Below are 16,880 nucleotides of genomic sequence, written 5' to 3'. Positions count from 1 at the left end.
GGGGCCCGTCCCGGCGCTGGCCTGCCCAAGCTTTTACCGGCCCCCAAAGACAAACACCCCCGGCGTCAGCGTCCCCACACCCGCCCGCGCCGTACCCCGCGCCCGGTTCTGGTTCAGGGTTCAGGCGGAGGTCTTGTCCCACAGGCTGCGGGTGCCGTTGCTGCCGTAGAGCGCGCGAGCATCGCCCGGGCTGATCGTCGCCCGGGTTCGCGGTGGCGCGGTGCGCTCGTGGGCCGCCAGGATCTGTCCGGTCATCTTCGCGACGTACGGGGCAGCCATGATCAGCCCACGATTGCCGCGACGTGCGGCCGCCCAGACGATCGCCTTCCCCGGGACTCGCACGGAGGCATCGACAACGCGGGGCATGTCGAATCGGCCGAGCTCGCGCATCCAGGCAGGCAGCGTCGAGATCGTCGCCAGCGACAGCACCCGACCACCGGCGGCGAACGTCATGCCTTTGCTCACCGACGGCCACAGCAGAAAGTGCATGGCCGCCACGGCCCGCTCGCTGACGCACAACTGCGGCCGGACGCGTTCGAAGTAGGCGCGCACCTCGGCCCGATTGCGCGGTACATCCGCGGGCTTACAGGTCTGCAGTTCGGCGGCGATCACGCATTCGGCCCAGTACCGGTCCTCCTCGGCGGGACTCAGCGGGCCGGGTCCGAACATCTCGTAGGCCTTGAGGACCGAATGCCACCCGGTGACATGGATCCACAGCTGGGAGTCGGGGTTGTTGGCGCTGTAGCGCTTGCCGCTGATCGGTTCGATGCCCGTCATCGGCGCGTGCACCTTCATCAGGTGTTCGGATGCCTGGATGGCGGTGCGGCCGTCACCGAGCGCGACCAGCAGGAAGTAGGACAGCGTGTGGTCGAGGCGGGTGGCGGGATTGTCGTAGATCCCGTGTGAATCGGCGACCGCGGCGGTCAGGAACGGATCGAAGTGCTCGAGGGTGACCGCGCGCTGGAATCCGATCAGCGCGGTCGGCGCCGCCCACACCTTCCAGGTGGGGGAATCCGGCCCGAAGAAGCCGTAGTCGTCGCGACGCAGAGTCGACGCATCGAAAGCCATTGCACATGCCCCTTTGCAGTGCGAGAAACAGTTGAATACAACACCACCGTAGCAATGGCTCGACGTGAATACAACGGTTGCGTAGGATTTGTGCCGACAGGGTCGGCGGGTATCGTCGGCGAGCGAAAGGCAGGTGGGCGGTGACCTCGACGCAGGAGCAGCGACCTCGACGCCGCTATGCGCCGCGCCTGCCGCCGGAGCAGCGCCGCGCGCAACTTCTCGACGCCGCGTTCACGGTCCTGGGCCGGATGGAACTGCACGAGTTGAGCATGGAGGCCGTCGCGCAGGAGGCGGGCGTCGGAAAACCTGTGCTGTACACGGTGTTCAAGACCCGCGCCGAACTCGTCGAAGCGCTGCTGGAACGCGAACGGGAACGCGGACTGGATCAGATCGCCGACACGCTGCCCGAAGACCTGCTCGGCGCCGATCCGTTGGCCGCCGCCTCGGCGACCGTCGAAGCGTTCGTCGGTGTGGCACTGGCGAATCCGACCCGCTGGCGGCTGATCCTCGCCACCCCGGCGAGTGCGCCCGACGAATACCGCGCGGCGCTTCGTGCTTCGCGCGCCGAGATCTTGGAGCGCGCGGAATCGCTTGTCCGCATGGGCATCTCCGTGCTGCCGCGATGGTCGGGCATGGATGCCGGACTACTCGCGAACTCGACCCTCACCATCGCCGAAATGCTCGGTCGACTGGGGGTCAGCGAGCCGGAAGAGTATCCGCGCGAACGACTTCAGGCCTACGTTCGCTCGATCGTCACTCTGCTGACCGGGCCCTGACGGCTCAGCGGTTCTCCCGCGCCAAGCGCATCGTCTCGGTGAGCAGCTTCGACACGGCGGCCGCCTCGGTGAGGAACCCGTCGTGCCCGTCGCGGGAGTGCACGATCTCGAGACCCGCGCAGCCCGGCAGTCCTTCGGCCAGCTCGGCCTGGGTGTGCAGGGGGTACAAGCGATCCGAGTCGACTCCGCCGACCACGCACGGCACCGCGGTGGAGGCCAGCGCGGCGGCGACGCCGCCGCGCCCGCGCCCCACGTCGTGGCGGTTCATGGCCTCGCTGAGCAGTACATAGGTGGCCGGATCGAAGCGCGAACACAGCTTGTCGGCCTGGTGCTCGAGGTAACTCTGCACCGCGTACCGTCCACCGGTCCACGGGTCCTCGTCGCCCTGTGCCTTGTTGGCGAAGCGGTGGTCGAGTTCGCCCTCGGTGCGGTAGGTCAGGTGCGCGATCCGCCGGGCCAGCCCCATGCCGGTCATCGGCGCGCGACCGGTGCCGTGATAGTCGCCGCCCTGCCAGTCGGGATCGGCCGTGATGACGGCCATCTGGGTGGTCTGGGTGCCGATCTGGTCGGCGGTGGCGCGGGCGCCCACGGCCAGCACGAGCGCGGCGCTGACCCGCTCGGGCAGGCCGATGATCCACTCGAGCACCCGCATGCCGCCCATCGAGCCGCCGACGACAGCGCCGAGCCGCTCGATCCCGAGCACCTCGAACAACTGCGCTTCGGCTTTCACCTGGTCACGGATGTTCAGCTCGGGAAACCGCGCGCCCCATGGCTTTCCGTCGGAGGCGAGTGAGGACGGGCCGGTGCTGCCCTTGCAGCCGCCCAGCACGTTGGTCGCGATCACACACCACTCGTCGGTGTCGATCGGCGCGCCGGGCCCGACCATGCCCTCCCACCAGCCGGGCGCCCCGTCGGGCCCACCGACGACATGGGAGTCGCCGGTGAGCGCGTGTTCGACGAGCACCACGTTGTCCAGGGTGGGCGAGAGCTCGCCCCAGCGTTGCACCGCCAGCCGCACATCGGGGACGACGGCGCCGTTCTCCAGCGCCACATCCCCGATGGCGACCAGGCCGACGCGCCCGTCCGGCGGCGGCAGCAGGGCCACCCCGGTTCCTGGTCGGGCGATCGGCGATTCGGTGCTCACAGTCACGTCGTCGCCGCCGCGAACCCGGCCCGCAGATCGGCCAGAATGTCGTCGATTCCCTCGATGCCCACCGCGAGCCTGACCAGGCCGGGAGTGACGCCGGCCGCCAGCTGCTCTTCGGGCGTCAACTGCGAGTGTGTGGTCGACGCCGGGTGAATCACGAGTGAACGCACATCACCGATGTTAGCTACATGGCTGTGCAGGCTGAGCGCGTCCACGAACTTCTTGCCCGCGTCGACGCCGCCTGCCAGCTCGAACGCCACGATCGCGCCCGCGCCCTTGGGCGCCAGCTCCTTGGCTCGCGCGTACCAGGGCGAGGACTCGAGGCCCGCGTAGAACACCGCGTCGACGCCCGGCTGCTCGGCGACGAACTTCGCGACCGCCTCGGCATTGCTGACATGCCGTTCGACCCGCAGGCTCAGCGTCTCGATGCCCTGGGCGATGAGGAACGCGTTGAACGGCGAGACCGCGGCACCCAGATCGCGCAGCAACTGCACGCGAGCCTTCAGCGCGAACGCGGGCGCGCCCAGATCGGCGAACACCGCACCGTGGTAGCTGGGGTCGGGCTCGGTGAAGCCGGGGAAGCGCGCGTTGCCGTCGGCGTCGCGCACCGTCCAGTCGAAGGTGCCGCCGTCGACGATCACGCCCGCCACGGCCGCACCGTGCCCACCCAGGTACTTCGTCGCCGAATGCACGACGATGTCGGCGCCGTGGGCCAGCGGCTGGATCAGGTAGGGGGTGGCGACGGTGTTGTCCACGATCAGCGGAAGGCCGTTCGCGTGCGCGACACCGGCGATGCCGGGAATGTCGAACACCGCGCTGCTCGGGTTGGCGATGGTCTCGCCGTAGAACGCCTTGGTGTTCGGCCTGATCGCGGCTTCCCACTGCGCGAGGTCATCGGGGTCCTCGACGAACGAGACCGTGATCCCCAGCTTGGGCAGCGAGTAGTGGAACAGGTTGTACGTGCCGCCGTAGAGGTGCGGGCTGGACACGATGTGGTCGCCCGCGCTCGCCAGGTTCAGGATCGCGTAGGTCTCCGCGGCCTGGCCGGAGGCCAGCAGCAGCGCCGCGACGCCACCTTCGAGCGCAGCCACGCGCTGCTCCACCGCGTCCTGGGTGGGGTTCATGATCCGGGTGTAGATGTTGCCCGGCTCGGCGAGACCGAACAGCGCGGCGGCGTGATCGGTGTCGCGGAAGGTGTAGGAGGTGGTCTGGTAGATCGGCAGCGCCCGCGCGTTGGTGCTCGCGTCGGGAGCCTGGCCCGCGTGGACCTGCTTGGTCTCGAAGGACCAGTTCTCGGGCAGGGAAGAGTCAGTCATGTCGTGCTCCAAATGGGTGTCAGCCGGGGGATCTCGTCAACTGGGTCGGATCGACTGGCAACAACACATGGGGGCCTCCTGCAGTGCGCGCTTGCTCTCGACTTTCGAGAGCCCGGTCATCACCCGGAGCACCCCACCGCAGCTGGAGGGTTGCCGACCAGCGAGCCGGGGCTTGGCGCTGGTACTCATGACCTTGCCGTCATGTTAACCGGAGATCTCCCGCGGGCGGAAACTTCCCCCGCATTTCCCGCCGAAGATCACTCGCCGGACGGTGTGCCGAAGCCTGGCGTGTCGTCCACCGGTGCGCCACAGACCTGCCGCAAGCCGTGGTAGGCGCGCAGCACGGCGTCGCGCGTGACCCGAACAGCTACCGTCGGTGACCCGCTCAGCAGTGCCTGTTCGGTATCGGCGACCGAGAGATGGCACAGCATCTGCCAGATCCCGGCCACCAGCTTCACCGTGAAGTCCTCCGGTGAGGTGCCCATCCGCTGCGCGAGCTCGGTGCACACCGCGACGTTCTTCTTCTCCGCGTATTCCAGCGCGCGCGCGTTGACCGACTGGCTGGTGCGCATGATCCGCTGCATCTGCAGGAACTGACGGATGAATCGGATGCCGTCCGCATCCGCCTCGGCCTGGACCACCTCCAGGTAGGCGCCGCACAGTGCCTGGAGTTCGTTGCCGGTGTTCGGCTGGGAGCGCAGCGCGACGGCGACGGAGACCCCGAAGTCGTCGATCGGGGCCAGCACGATGTCTTCCTTGAGCGCGAAGTACCGGTTGACGGTGCGTGGGGACACATCGGCACCCGCGGCGATCTGCTCGACCGTCGTCGCGTCGAACCCCTGGCTGTCGCACAGCTCGAGTCCGACCGCCACGATCGCGGCCTTGGTCTGGAGTTTCTTGCGCTCGCGCAGGCCCAGCGGCGCGCCGGCAGCCGGTTCGGTCGTCCGGTCGGCGCTGATCGGAGTGGTCGAGTCCAGCATTTCACCAGCCTACCGTGTCGGCCGCTTTATCTGTCCAACTAGGCCAATTGGCGCAGTCAGACATTTTTCTCTTGACGCCAATTGTCTCACAGTGCCAGGATTGGTCCACACTGATCGAGTGACGAGGAGTCCTGGTGACCAGCACCGAGATAGAAACGAAACATGTTGATTCCCAACAGAGTTCGATGCGGTGGTGGGCGCTGGTCGTGCTCTCCGCCGCCCAGTTGATGGTGGTGCTCGACGCCACCGTGATCACGATCGCCCTGCCCTATGCCCAGCGTGACCTGGGGATCAGCGACGGCGACAAACAGTGGGCGCTCACCGCGTACACACTCATCTTCGGCGGGCTACTGCTGCTCGGCGGACGGATGGCCGACTACCTGGGCCGGCGCCGGATCTTCCTGGTCGGCCTGGTCGGCTTCGCCGCCGCGTCGGCGCTGGCGGGGCTCGCGCAGACCGGTCCGCAGTTGTTCGTCGGCCGAGGTCTGCAGGGTGCGTTCGCCGCGCTGCTCGCCCCCGCGGCCTTGTCGCTGTTGTCGGTGATCTTCACCGATGTGCAGGAACGGGCCCGCGCGTTCGCGGTGTTCGCCGGCATCACCGCCGGTGGCATCGCGTTCGGGCTGATCGTCGGCGGCGCGCTCACCGAATTCGCGTCGTGGCGGTGGACGCTGCTGATGAACACGCCGATCGCGCTCATCGCGGTAGCCGGTGCGGTGGCGGTGATCGCGCGCGATATCCCGGTGCCCAGAACCGGCGGCTACGACCTGCCCGGCGCCGTCACCGTGACATTCGGCTTGGTGTCGATCGTCTACGGATTCAGTCGCGCCGCCGAACACGGTTGGCTGGCGGGCAGCACCCTCGGCCTGCTCGGGGCCGGCTTCGCCTTGCTCATCGCGTTCGTCTTCATCGAGGCACGCTCGGCGAACCCGCTGCTGCCACTGCGAATTCCGGGTGAGATCAATCGCGGCGGCGCCTTGCTGGCCGCGCTGCTGATCCCGATCGCGATGTTCGCCATGTTCTTGTTCCTGAGCTTCTACTACCAGAACACCCTGGGCTATTCGCCGCTGAAGGCCGGCATCGCGTTCCTGCCGTTCCCCGTGGGCATCGGGATCGCGGCGGGCATCACCAGTTCGCTGATGCCCAAGTTCGGGCCGCGTCCGCTCATGGTGGTCGGCGCGCTGCTCGGCGTCGTGGGACTGCTGTGGCTGGCACAACTGAGCTACGGCGACGGGTACGCGCTGAGCGTGCTGCCCGCGCAGCTGTTGATGGCGCTCGGGATGGGCCCGCTGTTCGTCGGGATGCAGGCCGTGGCCCTGCATCAGGTCGACGCCGAGGACTCCGGTGTCGCCAGTGCCCTGCTCAACGCCGCCCAGCAGGTCGGCGGCGCCGTCGGCACCGCCCTGCTGACCACCCTGTCGGTGCAGGCCGCCGAGAACTACGTCACCGACAACCCGACCGTCGACCACCTGATCGAACGCGCCTCGATCTACAGCTACGACGTCGCGTTCTATATCGGCGCCGGCTTCTTCCTCGCCGCCGCCGTGGTGATCGCGGTGATGATCCGCGACAAGCCGGAGAACCTGATCGAAGGCGACGAACACGCGGCCGCGATACCCGTCGCGGTCTGACCTTCTCGGCGAGGCCCGCGCTACGGCGCGGGCCTCTTGTTACCACTCAGTAGCCGGTCAAGGCCCGATCGGGTGATGACAGGCGGGCCGGGAGGGCTGTCCCGCACAGTGGGGCCTCCCGTCGCGGTGAGGTGGGGGACAGCAGTACGCTCGTCTTGTTTGCACCACACGTCCCGCAGACAACGCGGGGCATATACGTTGTCTGTTGGAACTGCTGGGGTCCGCTCACAAGCGTGTTCGCCTAGCCGTGCAATAAGGGCACCCACCGAGGAGGACACGAAGATCCATGTCCAAGATCAAGGTTGAAGGCACCGTTGTAGAACTCGACGGCGACGAGATGACCCGGATCATCTGGCAGTTCATCAAGGACAAGCTGATCCATCCCTATCTCGACGTGAATCTCGAGTACTACGACCTCGGCATCGAGTACCGCGACAAGACAGACGACCAGGTCACCGTCGACGCGGCCAATGCCATCAAGAAGTACGGCGTCGGCGTGAAATGCGCCACCATCACCCCCGACGAAGCGCGGGTGAAAGAGTTCGGCCTCAAGAAGATGTGGCGCTCGCCCAACGGCACCATCCGTAACATTCTGGGTGGCACCATCTTCCGCGCGCCGATCATCATCTCCAACGTGCCCCGGCTGGTGCCCGGCTGGACCAAGCCGATCATCATCGGCCGTCACGCCTTCGGCGACCAGTACCGCGCCACCGACTTCAAGGTCTACGAGGCTGGCACCGTCACGCTGACCTTCACCCCGGAAGACGGCAGCGAGCCGATCATCCACGAGGTCGTGAAGATGCCCGAGGACGGCGGCGTCGTCATGGGTATGTACAACTTCAAGAAGTCCATCGAGGACTTCGCGCGGGCCTCGTTCAACTACGGCCTGCAGCAGAACTACCCGGTGTACCTCTCCACGAAGAACACCATCCTCAAGGCTTACGACGGCATGTTCAAGGACACCTTCCAGGAAGTCTTCGACGCCGAGTTCAAGGCCGAGTTCGACGCGGCGGGCCTCACCTACGAGCACCGCCTGATCGACGACATGGTCGCCTCCTCCATGAAATGGGAGGGCGGCTACGTCTGGGCCTGCAAGAACTACGACGGCGACGTGCAGTCCGACACCGTGGCCCAGGGCTTCGGCTCGCTCGGCCTGATGACCTCGGTGCTGCTCACCCCGGACGGCAAGACCTGTGAGGCCGAGGCCGCGCACGGCACGGTCACCCGGCACTACCGTCAGCACCAGCAGGGCAAGCCCACCTCGACCAACCCGATCGCGTCGATCTTCGCCTGGACCCGTGGCCTCGAACACCGCGGCAAGCTGGACAACACCCCCGAGGTGATCGGCTTCGCGCAGGCGCTCGAGGACGTGGTCATCAAGACCGTCGAGGGTGGTCAGATGACGAAGGACCTCGCCGCGCTCGTCGGCGGCGACCAGGGTTACCTGAGCACCGAGGAATTCCTCGGCGCGCTGGATGTCAACCTGGCTCGCGCTCTGAAGTGAGATAGCCCCGGTTCGCAACCGCGAACCTGCACGGCTGTGAGAAAGCGCTCGCATCGAATCCGATGCGAGCGCTTTTGCGTCCGTACCCGGCGGTTGTTCCCACGGTGGGGTAACTCACGCTCGTTTCGGGTAGCTAATGGGTAGTCGTGCCCGTTGCATGGAAGCGTGACTTCTTCCATCGCAGCCCCTGATCGTCTCGACGTGCCACGCACCAGCTGGCATGTCCCGGCGATGCTCGCGTTGGCGCTGGGTGGATTCGGGATCGGGACCACCGAGTTCGTGACCATGGGGTTGCTGCCCGATATCGCGCGGGCCTTCGATATCTCCGAGCCGTCGGCCGGGCACGCGGTGTCGGCGTACGCGCTGGGGGTCGTGGTGGGTGCGCCGCTGATCGCCGCGTTGTGCGCGCGGGTGGCGCGCAAGAAGTTGCTGATCGTGTTGATGATCGCGTTCACGCTCGGCAATATCGGGACCGTGCTCGCGCCGACCTTCGGCACGCTCGTGCTCGCGCGGTTCGTGTCCGGTCTGCCGCACGGCGCGTACTTCGGCGTCGCCTCGCTGGCCGCCGCCACGCTCGCGCCCGTGGGGCAGCGAGCCAAGGCCGTGGCCGCGGTGATGCTCGGGCTCAGCGTGGCGAATGTGATCGGGGTGCCCGGCGCGACCTGGCTCGGTCAGCACCTGGGCTGGCGCGACGCCTATGTGGTCGTCGCCGTGATCGGCGTGGCCACGGTGGCCGCTCTGTGGCGCTATGTCCCCGCGCTGACCAGCATGAAGATCACCAACCCGATAACCGAACTCGGGGCGCTGCGACGCCCGCAGGTGCTGCTCACCCTGTCCGTGGGCGCGATCGGCTTCGGCGGCATGTTCGCGGTCTACACCTACATCGCCACCACCATGACCGATGTCGCGGGCATGCCCATCGGCGCGGTGCCGATCGTGCTGGCGCTGTTCGGTCTCGGCATGATCGTGGGCAATATCGGCGGCGGCATCCTCGCCGACCGCGGCGTCGACCGCTCGATCTTCGTGGCCCTGATCGCGATGGTCGTGATCCTGGCCGGGTTCGTCCTGGCGGCGCACAACCCCGTCACCGCCGCGATCGGCGCCTTCCTCGTCGGCGCCTCGGGCGCGGCCCTGGCCCCCGGCCTCCAAACCCGCCTCATGGACGTAGCCGCCGACGCCCAAACCCTCGCCGCCGCCCTCAATCACGCCGCCTTGAACATGGCCAACGCCGCGGGCGCCTGGCTCGGCGGCCTCGTCATCGCCGCGGGCCTCGGCTACACCGCCCCCGCCATGGTCGGCGCGCTCCTGGCCGTCGCCGGTGTCCTCCTGTTCACCCTCACGGTTTCCCTGCAACGCCGGTCGGCGCATAACACGCCGTAACTGATTGGGGCCCTTGCGTACCTCGGCATACGGTGCCCCACATGCTGAGCCGACGCTTGGAGGAACTGATGGAGAGCACGCCTCAATATCGCGGCCGCATCGCTACCAAGTACATGGCGAAGGGGCGCGAGGAGGGGCTCGCGGAGGTGGACGCGAAGGTCGCCGAGACTGCTGCGCACGCGGTGCTCACCGTGCTGACTGCCCGCGGGCTCGAGCTGTCCGCCGCGCAGCGGGCGCAGCTCGCCGCGTGTACCGACCTCGACCAGCTCGACGCGTGGTTGACGCAGGCGGTCACCGCCACTCGTACCGACGAACTCTTCGGCTGACGCGCGAGTTGTCTCTACCTCGGCGGTTCAGTCGGCGGGCCGGGCCCAGCCGACGCTGAGTTGGACGGCTCGTTGCCAGCGTTCGTATTCTTCCTCGCGTATTCGACGGTCCGGCGACGGTATCCATTGGGCGGCGACCTTCCAATTGCGGCGTAGGCCTTGGAGATCGGGCCAGTAGCCGACGGCCAGGCCCGCCGCGTAGGCGGCGCCGAGGGAGACGGTTTCGGTGACCAGCGGGCGCATGACCGGCGTGTCGAGGACGTCGGCGATGATCTGCATGAGCAGGTTGTTGGAGGCCATGCCGCCTGCTACCCGCAGGGACTTCGCCTGGAGACCCGCGTCGGCGTTCATGGCTTCGACCACGTCGCGGGTCTGCCAGGCGGTGGCCTCCAGGACGGCGCGGGCCAGGTGGCCCTTGGTGACGTAGGAGGTCAGGCCGATGAGCAGGCCGCGGGCGTCGCTGCGCCAGTGCGGGGCGTAGAGGCCGGAGAAGGCGGGGACCAGGTAGCAGCCGCCGTTGTCGTCGACTGTGCTTGCGAGAGTTTCGATCTCGGGTGCGGTGGCGATCAGGCCGACGATATCGCGCAGCCACTGGACGAGAGATCCGGTGACCGCGATCGGCCCTTCGAGGGCGTAGACCGGTTCGGGGCCGACCTGGTAGCCGATGGTGGTGAGCAGGCCGTGCCGGGAGCGGATCAGTTCGGTGCCGGTGTTCATCATGAGGAAGCCGCCGGTGCCGTAGGTGCATTCGGTTTCGCCCGGGGCGAAGCAGGTCTGGCCGAACAGGGCCGCGTGCTGGTCGCCGAGGGCGGCGCCGATCCGCACGCCGGGGACGACGGTACTCGCGGTGCCGAAATCCCCGGTCGACGGTTCGATGCGGGGGAGCATGGCGGGCGGAATGTCGAAGAACCGCAGCAGTTCCGCGTCCCACTGGCGGGTGGCGAGATTCATCAACAGGGTGCGGCCGGCGTTGGTGACGTCGGTGACGTGCTCGGCGCCGCCGGTCAGATTCCAGATGAGCCAGGATTCCATGGTCCCGAAGAGAACGTCGCCGCGTTCGGCTCTGGCGCGCAGACCGTCGACATTGTCGAGTAGCCAGCGCAGGCGAGGTGCGGCGAAATACGTGGCAAGGGGAAGCCCGCTCAACTCGGTAATGCGGTGTGCTCCAGGCAATTCCCTCATCTGATCGACCAGCTCTTCGGTGCGTACGTCCTGCCATACGATGGCCAGCCGAACCGGCAAACCGGTGTGCCGATCCCAGACAACGGTGGTCTCGCGCTGATTGGCGATCCCGATCGCGGCCACCTGCTCGACGGTGATCCCGGCATCGCGCAGCGCCGCGGGCACGATCCGCTCCACCGTCCGCCAGATCTCGAGCGCGTCCTGTTCCACCCAGCCCGACCTGGGATAATGCTGACGGTGGGTCCGCTGCGCCATTCCGGCCAGCCGGGCGTGCTGATCGAAGACGATGCACCGGCTCGAGGTGGTGCCCTGATCGATCGCGAGCACGAAGCGTTGCGTCATCGGCAGCTGCTTTCGTCGGCGGTGCGGGGTGTCACGGTAGCGGCGCGCCTGTTCACGGGGGCTGTCGCAGCGAAAAGCGTGGTGGCACAGTTCATTGCGCTGCCGTCAGATCGCGGTGCACCGCGAGAGCGGCGGCGCGCACCTGCTCGATCGCGGCCTGTCGGGTTTGTAAACGGTTGTCGCACAGCCGATCCGTCGGCCCGGTGATGCCGATGGCAGCGACGACGAGGCCACCTCTGGCTCGAATCGGCGCGGCGATCCCCGCTTCGCCCGAGCGGTACTCCTCGACTTCGTCTGCCCAGCCCCGCCGTCGCACCTCGGTGATCGCGCGGTCGAGTCGGTCGCGTTCGGTGATCGTCCGCCGGGTGAATGCCTGGAGCACACCGACTTTCGCCGCGGCGTCGTAGGCGAGCAGGACCTTGCCGAGTGCGGTCGCATGGGCGGGCAGTACCTCGCCGACTGCCAGGGCCTGCTCGCTGTTGTCGGGCCGGAAGACGTGGTGGATCACCGTGATCCCGGTATCCCGCGCTACCGCGATCCGTACCGATTCCCCGGAGCGCGAGGCGAGGGCGTCGGCCCGATGGATCGCCCGCGAGCGCAACTCGTTCACGTCGAGCCGATCGGTTCCGAGTTCGCCGATCGCGGGGCCGAGCAGGTACTTGCCGGTGAGCGCGTCCTGGCCGACGAATCCGACCCCGAGCAGCGTCCGCAGGATGCCGTGCGCGGTGGGTTTGGCCAGGTCGAGCGCGGCCGCGATCTCACCGACACCCAGCGGCCCCGGTCCGCGCGCCAGCAGCCGCAGCACGGCGGCGGCGCGTTCGATCGACTGGATCGGGCCGGGCATGGGCCCGAACCTACCACCGTTCAGCATTGTCGAACGCTGCTTGTGGTGCCCGCGTCCGCGCGTTCCTAGCGTGGGCTTCGGGCGCAGGTGCCCGAACGGCGGACTCGACGACGAGGTCCGGGAAGGCGAGAAAATGAACCGGTACGTGGGCGCGATCGACCAGGGCACGACGTCGACGCGATTCATGGTTTTCGACCATAGGGGCACCGTGGTCGCCCGCCACCAGCTCGAACACTCGCAGATCATGCCGCGCCCCGGCTGGGTCGAACACAATCCGGACGAGATCTGGGAACGCACCCGCACCGTCGTCAAGACCGCCCTCTCGCTCGCCGATCTCACGGCCGACGACCTCGCCGCCATCGGCGTCACCAACCAGCGTGAGACCACCGTTGTCTGGAACCGCCACACCGGCCGCCCCTACGGCAACGCCATCGTCTGGCAGGACACCCGCACCGACCGCATCATCGCCGACCTCGACGCCGCCGGGCACAGCGCGCTCATCCGCGAGAAGACCGGCCTGCCGCCCGCGCCGTACTTCTCCGGCGGCAAGCTGAAGTGGATCCTGGACAACATCGCGGGCGTGCGCGCCGATGCCGAGCGTGGCGACGCCCTGTTCGGCACCCTCGACAGCTGGCTGATCTGGAACCTCACCGGCGGCGTGCACGTCACCGACCCCACCAATGCCTCGCGCACCATGCTGATGGATCTCGAAACCCTCGACTGGGACGACGACCTCCTCGCGATCTTCGGCATCCCGCGCGCCATGCTGCCCGCCATCGCGCCGTCGGCGAATCCGCGACTGTTCGGGACGACGAAGCCCGACGGCCCGTTCAAAGGCTCGGTGCCCATCGCGGGCGTGCTCGGCGATCAGCAGGCCGCGGGCGTCGGGCAGGTGTGTTTCCAGCCCGGTGAGGCCAAGAACACCTATGGCACAGGCAATTTCCTGATGCTCAACACCGGCACGGAGATCGTGCGCTCGAACCACGGCTTGATCACCACGGTCGCGTATCAGTTCGGCGACGACAAGCCCGCCTACGCGCTGGAGGGGTCGATCGCGGTCACCGGGTCGGCGGTGCAGTGGTTGCGCGACCAGATGGGAATCATCGCGGGCGCGGCGCAGATCGAAGACCTCGCCGGGCAGGTGGCCGACTCCGGCGGCGTGTACTTCGTGCCTGCCTTCTCCGGTCTGTTCGCGCCGTACTGGCGACCCGATGCCCGCGGCGCGGTCGTCGGCCTGTCGCGCTACAGCAACAACGCCCACTTGGCCAGGGCCACCCTGGAATCCATCGCCTACCAGACCCGCGACGTGGTCGAAGCCATGCAGCGCGACGCCGGGGTCCGACTGGCGACGCTGCGGGTGGACGGCGGCGTCACGGTGAACCAGCTGGCCATGCAGATCCAGGCCGACCTGCTCGGCGTCCCGGTCTCGCGACCGGTCGTCGCCGAGACCACCGCGCTCGGCGCCGCCTACGCCGCCGGACTGGCCGTCGGTTTCTGGAGCGGCACCGGCGAACTGCTCGACAACTGGTCCGAAGACGTCCGCTGGTACCCCACCTGGTCCGCGGAGCAACGCGAACACGGCTACCGCCGCTGGCTCAAAGCCGTCGAGCGCACGCTCGACTGGGCCGAAATCTGAGTCACCCCCGATACTTTCGAGAAGGAGATCATCGTGTCTGTGCAACTGGACCCCACCTACCGTGAGCAGGCTGTCGGCACGCTCGACACCGCCGAGGTCGATGTCCTGGTCATCGGCGGTGGCGTGACCGGCGCCGGCGCCGCGCTCGACGCCGCCTCGCGCGGCCTGTCGGTAACCCTGGTCGAGGCACGCGATTTCGCCGCAGGCACCTCGAGTCGTTCGTCCAAGCTCATCCACGGCGGCCTGCGCTACCTGGAACAGATGGACTTCGCGTTGGTGCGCGAGGCGCTCAAAGAACGTGGGCTACTGCTGAATACGCTCGCACCGCACCTGGTGCACCCGGTGCCGTTCCTGTTCCCGCTCCAGCACCGGGTGTGGGAGCGCGCCTACATCGGCGCCGGTATCGCCCTCTACGACACCCTCGGTGGCGCGCGCACGGTCCCGATGCACAAGCACCTGACCCGCTCCGGCGCACTGGAACTCGCGCCCGCGCTACGTGACGACGCGCTCACCGGCGCCATCCGCTACTACGACGCGCAGGTCGACGACGCCCGCCACACGATGATGATCGCCAGGACCGCCGCCGAGAACGGCGCCACGGTGCTGACCCGAACCAAGGTGATCGGGCTGGAACGCGACGGCGAGAAGGTCGTCGGCGCGCGTGTCGAAGACCTGGAAACCGGTCTGACACACACCATTCGGGCCCGCACCGTGATCAGCGCGACCGGCGTCTGGACCGACGACATGATCAAGATGACCGGCGTGGACTTCCCGTTCCACGTCCAGATGTCGAAGGGCGTGCACATCCTCGTGCCGCGCGACCGGCTGAACCTGCACACCGGCATGATCATGCGCACCGAGAAGTCGGTCCTGTTCGTCATCCCGTGGGCCGAACACTGGATCATCGGCACCACCGACACCGAATGGGCGCTGGACAAAAACCACCCGACGGCCACCGCCGCCGACGTGCGGTACATCCTCGACCACGTCAACGCGCTGCTGCGGGAGCCGCTGACCAGGGCAGACATCGTCGGCACCTACGCGGGCCTTCGCCCGCTGATGACTGGTGCCACGAAGGAGACCGCGAAGCTCTCGCGCGAACACGCCGTCGCCGAACCCGCGCCGGGCCTGTTCGTGATCGCGGGCGGCAAGTACACGACCTACCGGGTGATGGCCGCCGATGTCGTCGACGCCGCCGCCGCGCGCCTGGGCGGGGAGATCCCCGCCTCGGCGACCGCGCAGTTGCCCATCGTCGGCGCGGCGGGCTACTTCGACATGCTCGCCGAGGTGACCGACCTGTCGGTGTCACAGCGGTTGCCCGTCGACGTGGTGCAACACCTGCTCGGCCGCTACGGCTCCCTGAGCACCGATATCTTCGGCCTCATCGCCGCGGACGCCGCCCTGCGCCACCCGCTTCCGGGCGCCTCGGACTACATCGCCGCCGAGATCGTCTACGCCGTCACCCACGAGGGCGCCCTGCACCTCGACGACATCCTCACCCGCCGCACCCGCATCTCGATCGAGGTCCCCGATCGCGGCCTCGCCGCCGCGCCGGAAGTCGCCCGCCTGATCGCACCGCTGCTCGGCTGGAACGAGGAGACCACCAACGCCGAGATCAACCGCTACTACGACCGGGTCCACGCGGAGCTGGCCGCCAACGAAGCGGGCGACGACGCCGCCGCCAACGCCGCCAGACTGGTCGCAGCCCGCTGAACTCCGCCGACAGCACCGCGGCATCGCAGCCCTCGCACACGCGAAGGAGTGGGTCACCGCGGTGCTGTGGCGCATCGGCCAGGCGAACGTAGTCGCCGATCCTCGACCTCCGTGCCGCGTGGTGGCTAGCGTGGGCACATGGAATCGCGAATCACCCCCCGACGAACCCCGGCGCTGTCGTGAGCCGGGGCACCATCCTGATCACCGGCGCCAGCTCCGGGCTCGGCGCCGAGATGGCGCGTCAGTTCGCCGCGCTCGGGTACGACCTCGGCCTGTGTGCTCGCCGGACCGAGCGTCTCGACGAACTGCGCACGCAGATCCTCGCCGACCATCCCGAACGCGTCGTCTCGGTGAAGCAGCTCGATGTCACCGACGATGCGGCGGTGTTCACCGCCTTCGACGAGTTCGCCGAGGAATTCGGCACCGTCGACCGTGTGATCGTCAACGCGGGACTGGGTAAGGGCGCGCCGTTGGGCACTGGCCATCACAAGGCCAATCGCGAGACCGCGGTGGTGAATTTCCTTGCCGCCCTGGCCCAGAGCGAGGCGGCGCTGAAGATCTTCCGCGCGCAGGGCCGCGGCCACCTGGTGATGATCTCCTCGATCTCGGGCCTGCGCGGCATGCCCAAGACGCTCACCACCTACGCGGCGACCAAAGCGGGCGTCGCGGCGCTGGCCGAAGGGGTTCGCGCGGAGGCGATTGCGGGCGTGGACGTCTCGGTGATCTACCCCGGCTACATCCGCTCGGAGATGAACGATCGCGTCAAGCATCAGCCGAAGTTCATGGTGGACACCGAAACCGGCGTGCACGCCATGGTCGCCGCGATCGAGAAGCGCCGGGCCAACGCCTATGTGCCCGGCTGGCCATGGGTGCCACTGGGCTTCGCGCTGCGCGTCCTGCCGCTACCGGTTGTCCGAAGATTGATCTGAAACCAGCCCCGCACCCCCGACCTCGAGGAGGGGCCGCCGCGCAGCGGCGGTTCGCGGCCGTCCCGTCGATCAGGTGCCGTTGCGTAGGCGACGAAGGAGCAAGCAACGG

14 protein-coding genes and 1 riboswitch are annotated in these 16,880 nt (G+C 68.0%); of the genes, 8 read left to right on the top strand and 6 right to left on the bottom strand.

The window, feature by feature from the left end; all coding sequences use genetic code 11:
* Positions 1 to 120: 120 nt before the first annotated feature.
* Positions 121 to 1,068 (bottom strand): oxygenase MpaB family protein, encoded by a 948-nt coding sequence (locus ACFQ9R_RS34420; protein ID WP_378996982.1) that lies wholly within the window; start codon positions 1,066 to 1,068, stop codon positions 121 to 123.
* A gap of 140 nt (positions 1,069 to 1,208) precedes the next feature.
* Between ACFQ9R_RS34420 and ACFQ9R_RS34415 the strand changes: the two genes are divergently transcribed.
* Positions 1,209 to 1,844, top strand: a complete 636-nt coding sequence (locus ACFQ9R_RS34415; RefSeq protein WP_378996980.1) for a TetR/AcrR family transcriptional regulator — start codon at positions 1,209 to 1,211, stop codon at positions 1,842 to 1,844.
* A gap of 4 nt (positions 1,845 to 1,848) precedes the next feature.
* On the opposite strand, the gene ACFQ9R_RS34410 is transcribed toward ACFQ9R_RS34415, so the two are convergent.
* The 3 genes from ACFQ9R_RS34410 to ACFQ9R_RS34400 form a co-directional block, all read right to left on the bottom strand.
* A complete protein-coding gene (locus ACFQ9R_RS34410) occupies positions 1,849 to 2,994 on the bottom strand; it encodes a homoserine O-acetyltransferase (protein WP_378996978.1) in 1,146 nt (381 codons plus the stop codon).
* Positions 2,991 to 4,307, bottom strand: a complete 1,317-nt coding sequence (locus ACFQ9R_RS34405) for a bifunctional o-acetylhomoserine/o-acetylserine sulfhydrylase (RefSeq protein WP_378996976.1) — start codon at positions 4,305 to 4,307, stop codon at positions 2,991 to 2,993. Before ACFQ9R_RS34405 ends, ACFQ9R_RS34410 begins: the two co-directional genes overlap by 4 nt.
* Positions 4,308 to 4,389: 82 nt before the next feature.
* Positions 4,390 to 4,500: riboswitch (SAM riboswitch) on the bottom strand.
* Between the two features lie 64 nt (positions 4,501 to 4,564).
* Positions 4,565 to 5,287, bottom strand: coding sequence for a TetR family transcriptional regulator (locus ACFQ9R_RS34400; protein WP_378996974.1), 723 nt, complete (start codon positions 5,285 to 5,287; stop codon positions 4,565 to 4,567).
* A gap of 134 nt (positions 5,288 to 5,421) precedes the next feature.
* Here ACFQ9R_RS34400 and ACFQ9R_RS34395 point away from each other — a divergent pair, with 134 nt between their 5' ends.
* The 4 genes from ACFQ9R_RS34395 to ACFQ9R_RS34380 all read left to right on the top strand — a co-directional run bounded on the left by ACFQ9R_RS34395 (position 5,422) and on the right by ACFQ9R_RS34380 (position 10,125).
* Positions 5,422 to 6,915 (top strand): MFS transporter, encoded by a 1,494-nt coding sequence (locus ACFQ9R_RS34395; RefSeq protein WP_378996972.1) that lies wholly within the window; start codon positions 5,422 to 5,424, stop codon positions 6,913 to 6,915.
* Between the two features lie 286 nt (positions 6,916 to 7,201).
* Positions 7,202 to 8,419, top strand: a complete 1,218-nt coding sequence (locus ACFQ9R_RS34390; RefSeq protein ID WP_067447965.1) for an NADP-dependent isocitrate dehydrogenase — start codon at positions 7,202 to 7,204, stop codon at positions 8,417 to 8,419.
* Positions 8,420 to 8,650: 231 nt separating this feature from the next.
* Positions 8,651 to 9,799 (top strand): MFS transporter, encoded by a 1,149-nt coding sequence (locus tag ACFQ9R_RS34385; RefSeq protein ID WP_378996985.1) that lies wholly within the window; start codon positions 8,651 to 8,653, stop codon positions 9,797 to 9,799.
* Positions 9,800 to 9,840: 41 nt separating this feature from the next.
* Positions 9,841 to 10,125 (top strand): hypothetical protein, encoded by a 285-nt coding sequence (locus ACFQ9R_RS34380; RefSeq protein ID WP_378996970.1) that lies wholly within the window; start codon positions 9,841 to 9,843, stop codon positions 10,123 to 10,125.
* Positions 10,126 to 10,152: 27 nt separating this feature from the next.
* Here ACFQ9R_RS34380 and glpK (ACFQ9R_RS34375) read toward each other — a convergent pair whose 3' ends face one another.
* On the bottom strand, positions 10,153 to 11,649 hold the full coding sequence (gene glpK, locus ACFQ9R_RS34375; RefSeq protein WP_378996968.1) for a glycerol kinase GlpK: 1,497 nt from the start codon (positions 11,647 to 11,649) through the stop codon (positions 10,153 to 10,155).
* Positions 11,650 to 11,740: 91 nt separating this feature from the next.
* Entirely contained in the window at positions 11,741 to 12,493 is a 753-nt protein-coding gene (locus ACFQ9R_RS34370) for an IclR family transcriptional regulator (protein WP_378996966.1), read from the bottom strand.
* A gap of 133 nt (positions 12,494 to 12,626) precedes the next feature.
* Between ACFQ9R_RS34370 and glpK (ACFQ9R_RS34365) the strand changes: the two genes are divergently transcribed.
* The 3 genes from glpK (ACFQ9R_RS34365) to ACFQ9R_RS34355 all read left to right on the top strand — a co-directional run bounded on the left by glpK (ACFQ9R_RS34365) (position 12,627) and on the right by ACFQ9R_RS34355 (position 16,771).
* Positions 12,627 to 14,129 carry a glycerol kinase GlpK gene (gene glpK, locus ACFQ9R_RS34365; RefSeq protein ID WP_378996963.1) on the top strand — a complete coding sequence of 501 codons (1,503 nt, stop codon included), beginning with the start codon at positions 12,627 to 12,629 and terminating at the stop codon, positions 14,127 to 14,129.
* 33 nt (positions 14,130 to 14,162) lie between these two features.
* Positions 14,163 to 15,842: a glycerol-3-phosphate dehydrogenase gene (gene glpD, locus ACFQ9R_RS34360; RefSeq protein ID WP_378996960.1), complete on the top strand. Its 1,680-nt coding sequence runs from the start codon at positions 14,163 to 14,165 to the stop codon at positions 15,840 to 15,842.
* Positions 15,843 to 16,021: 179 nt separating this feature from the next.
* Complete coding sequence (locus ACFQ9R_RS34355) at positions 16,022 to 16,771, top strand: SDR family oxidoreductase (RefSeq protein WP_378996958.1); 750 nt, start codon at positions 16,022 to 16,024, stop codon at positions 16,769 to 16,771.
* The last annotated feature ends 109 nt before the right edge of the window (positions 16,772 to 16,880 follow it).

The sequence above is a fragment of the Nocardia sp. NPDC056541 genome (genome assembly GCF_042794235.1).
Classification (GTDB): Bacteria; Actinomycetota; Actinomycetes; order Mycobacteriales; family Mycobacteriaceae; genus Nocardia.
Note: the sequence above shows the minus strand (reverse complement) of the source record. Positions and strands in the feature narration are given on the sequence as shown.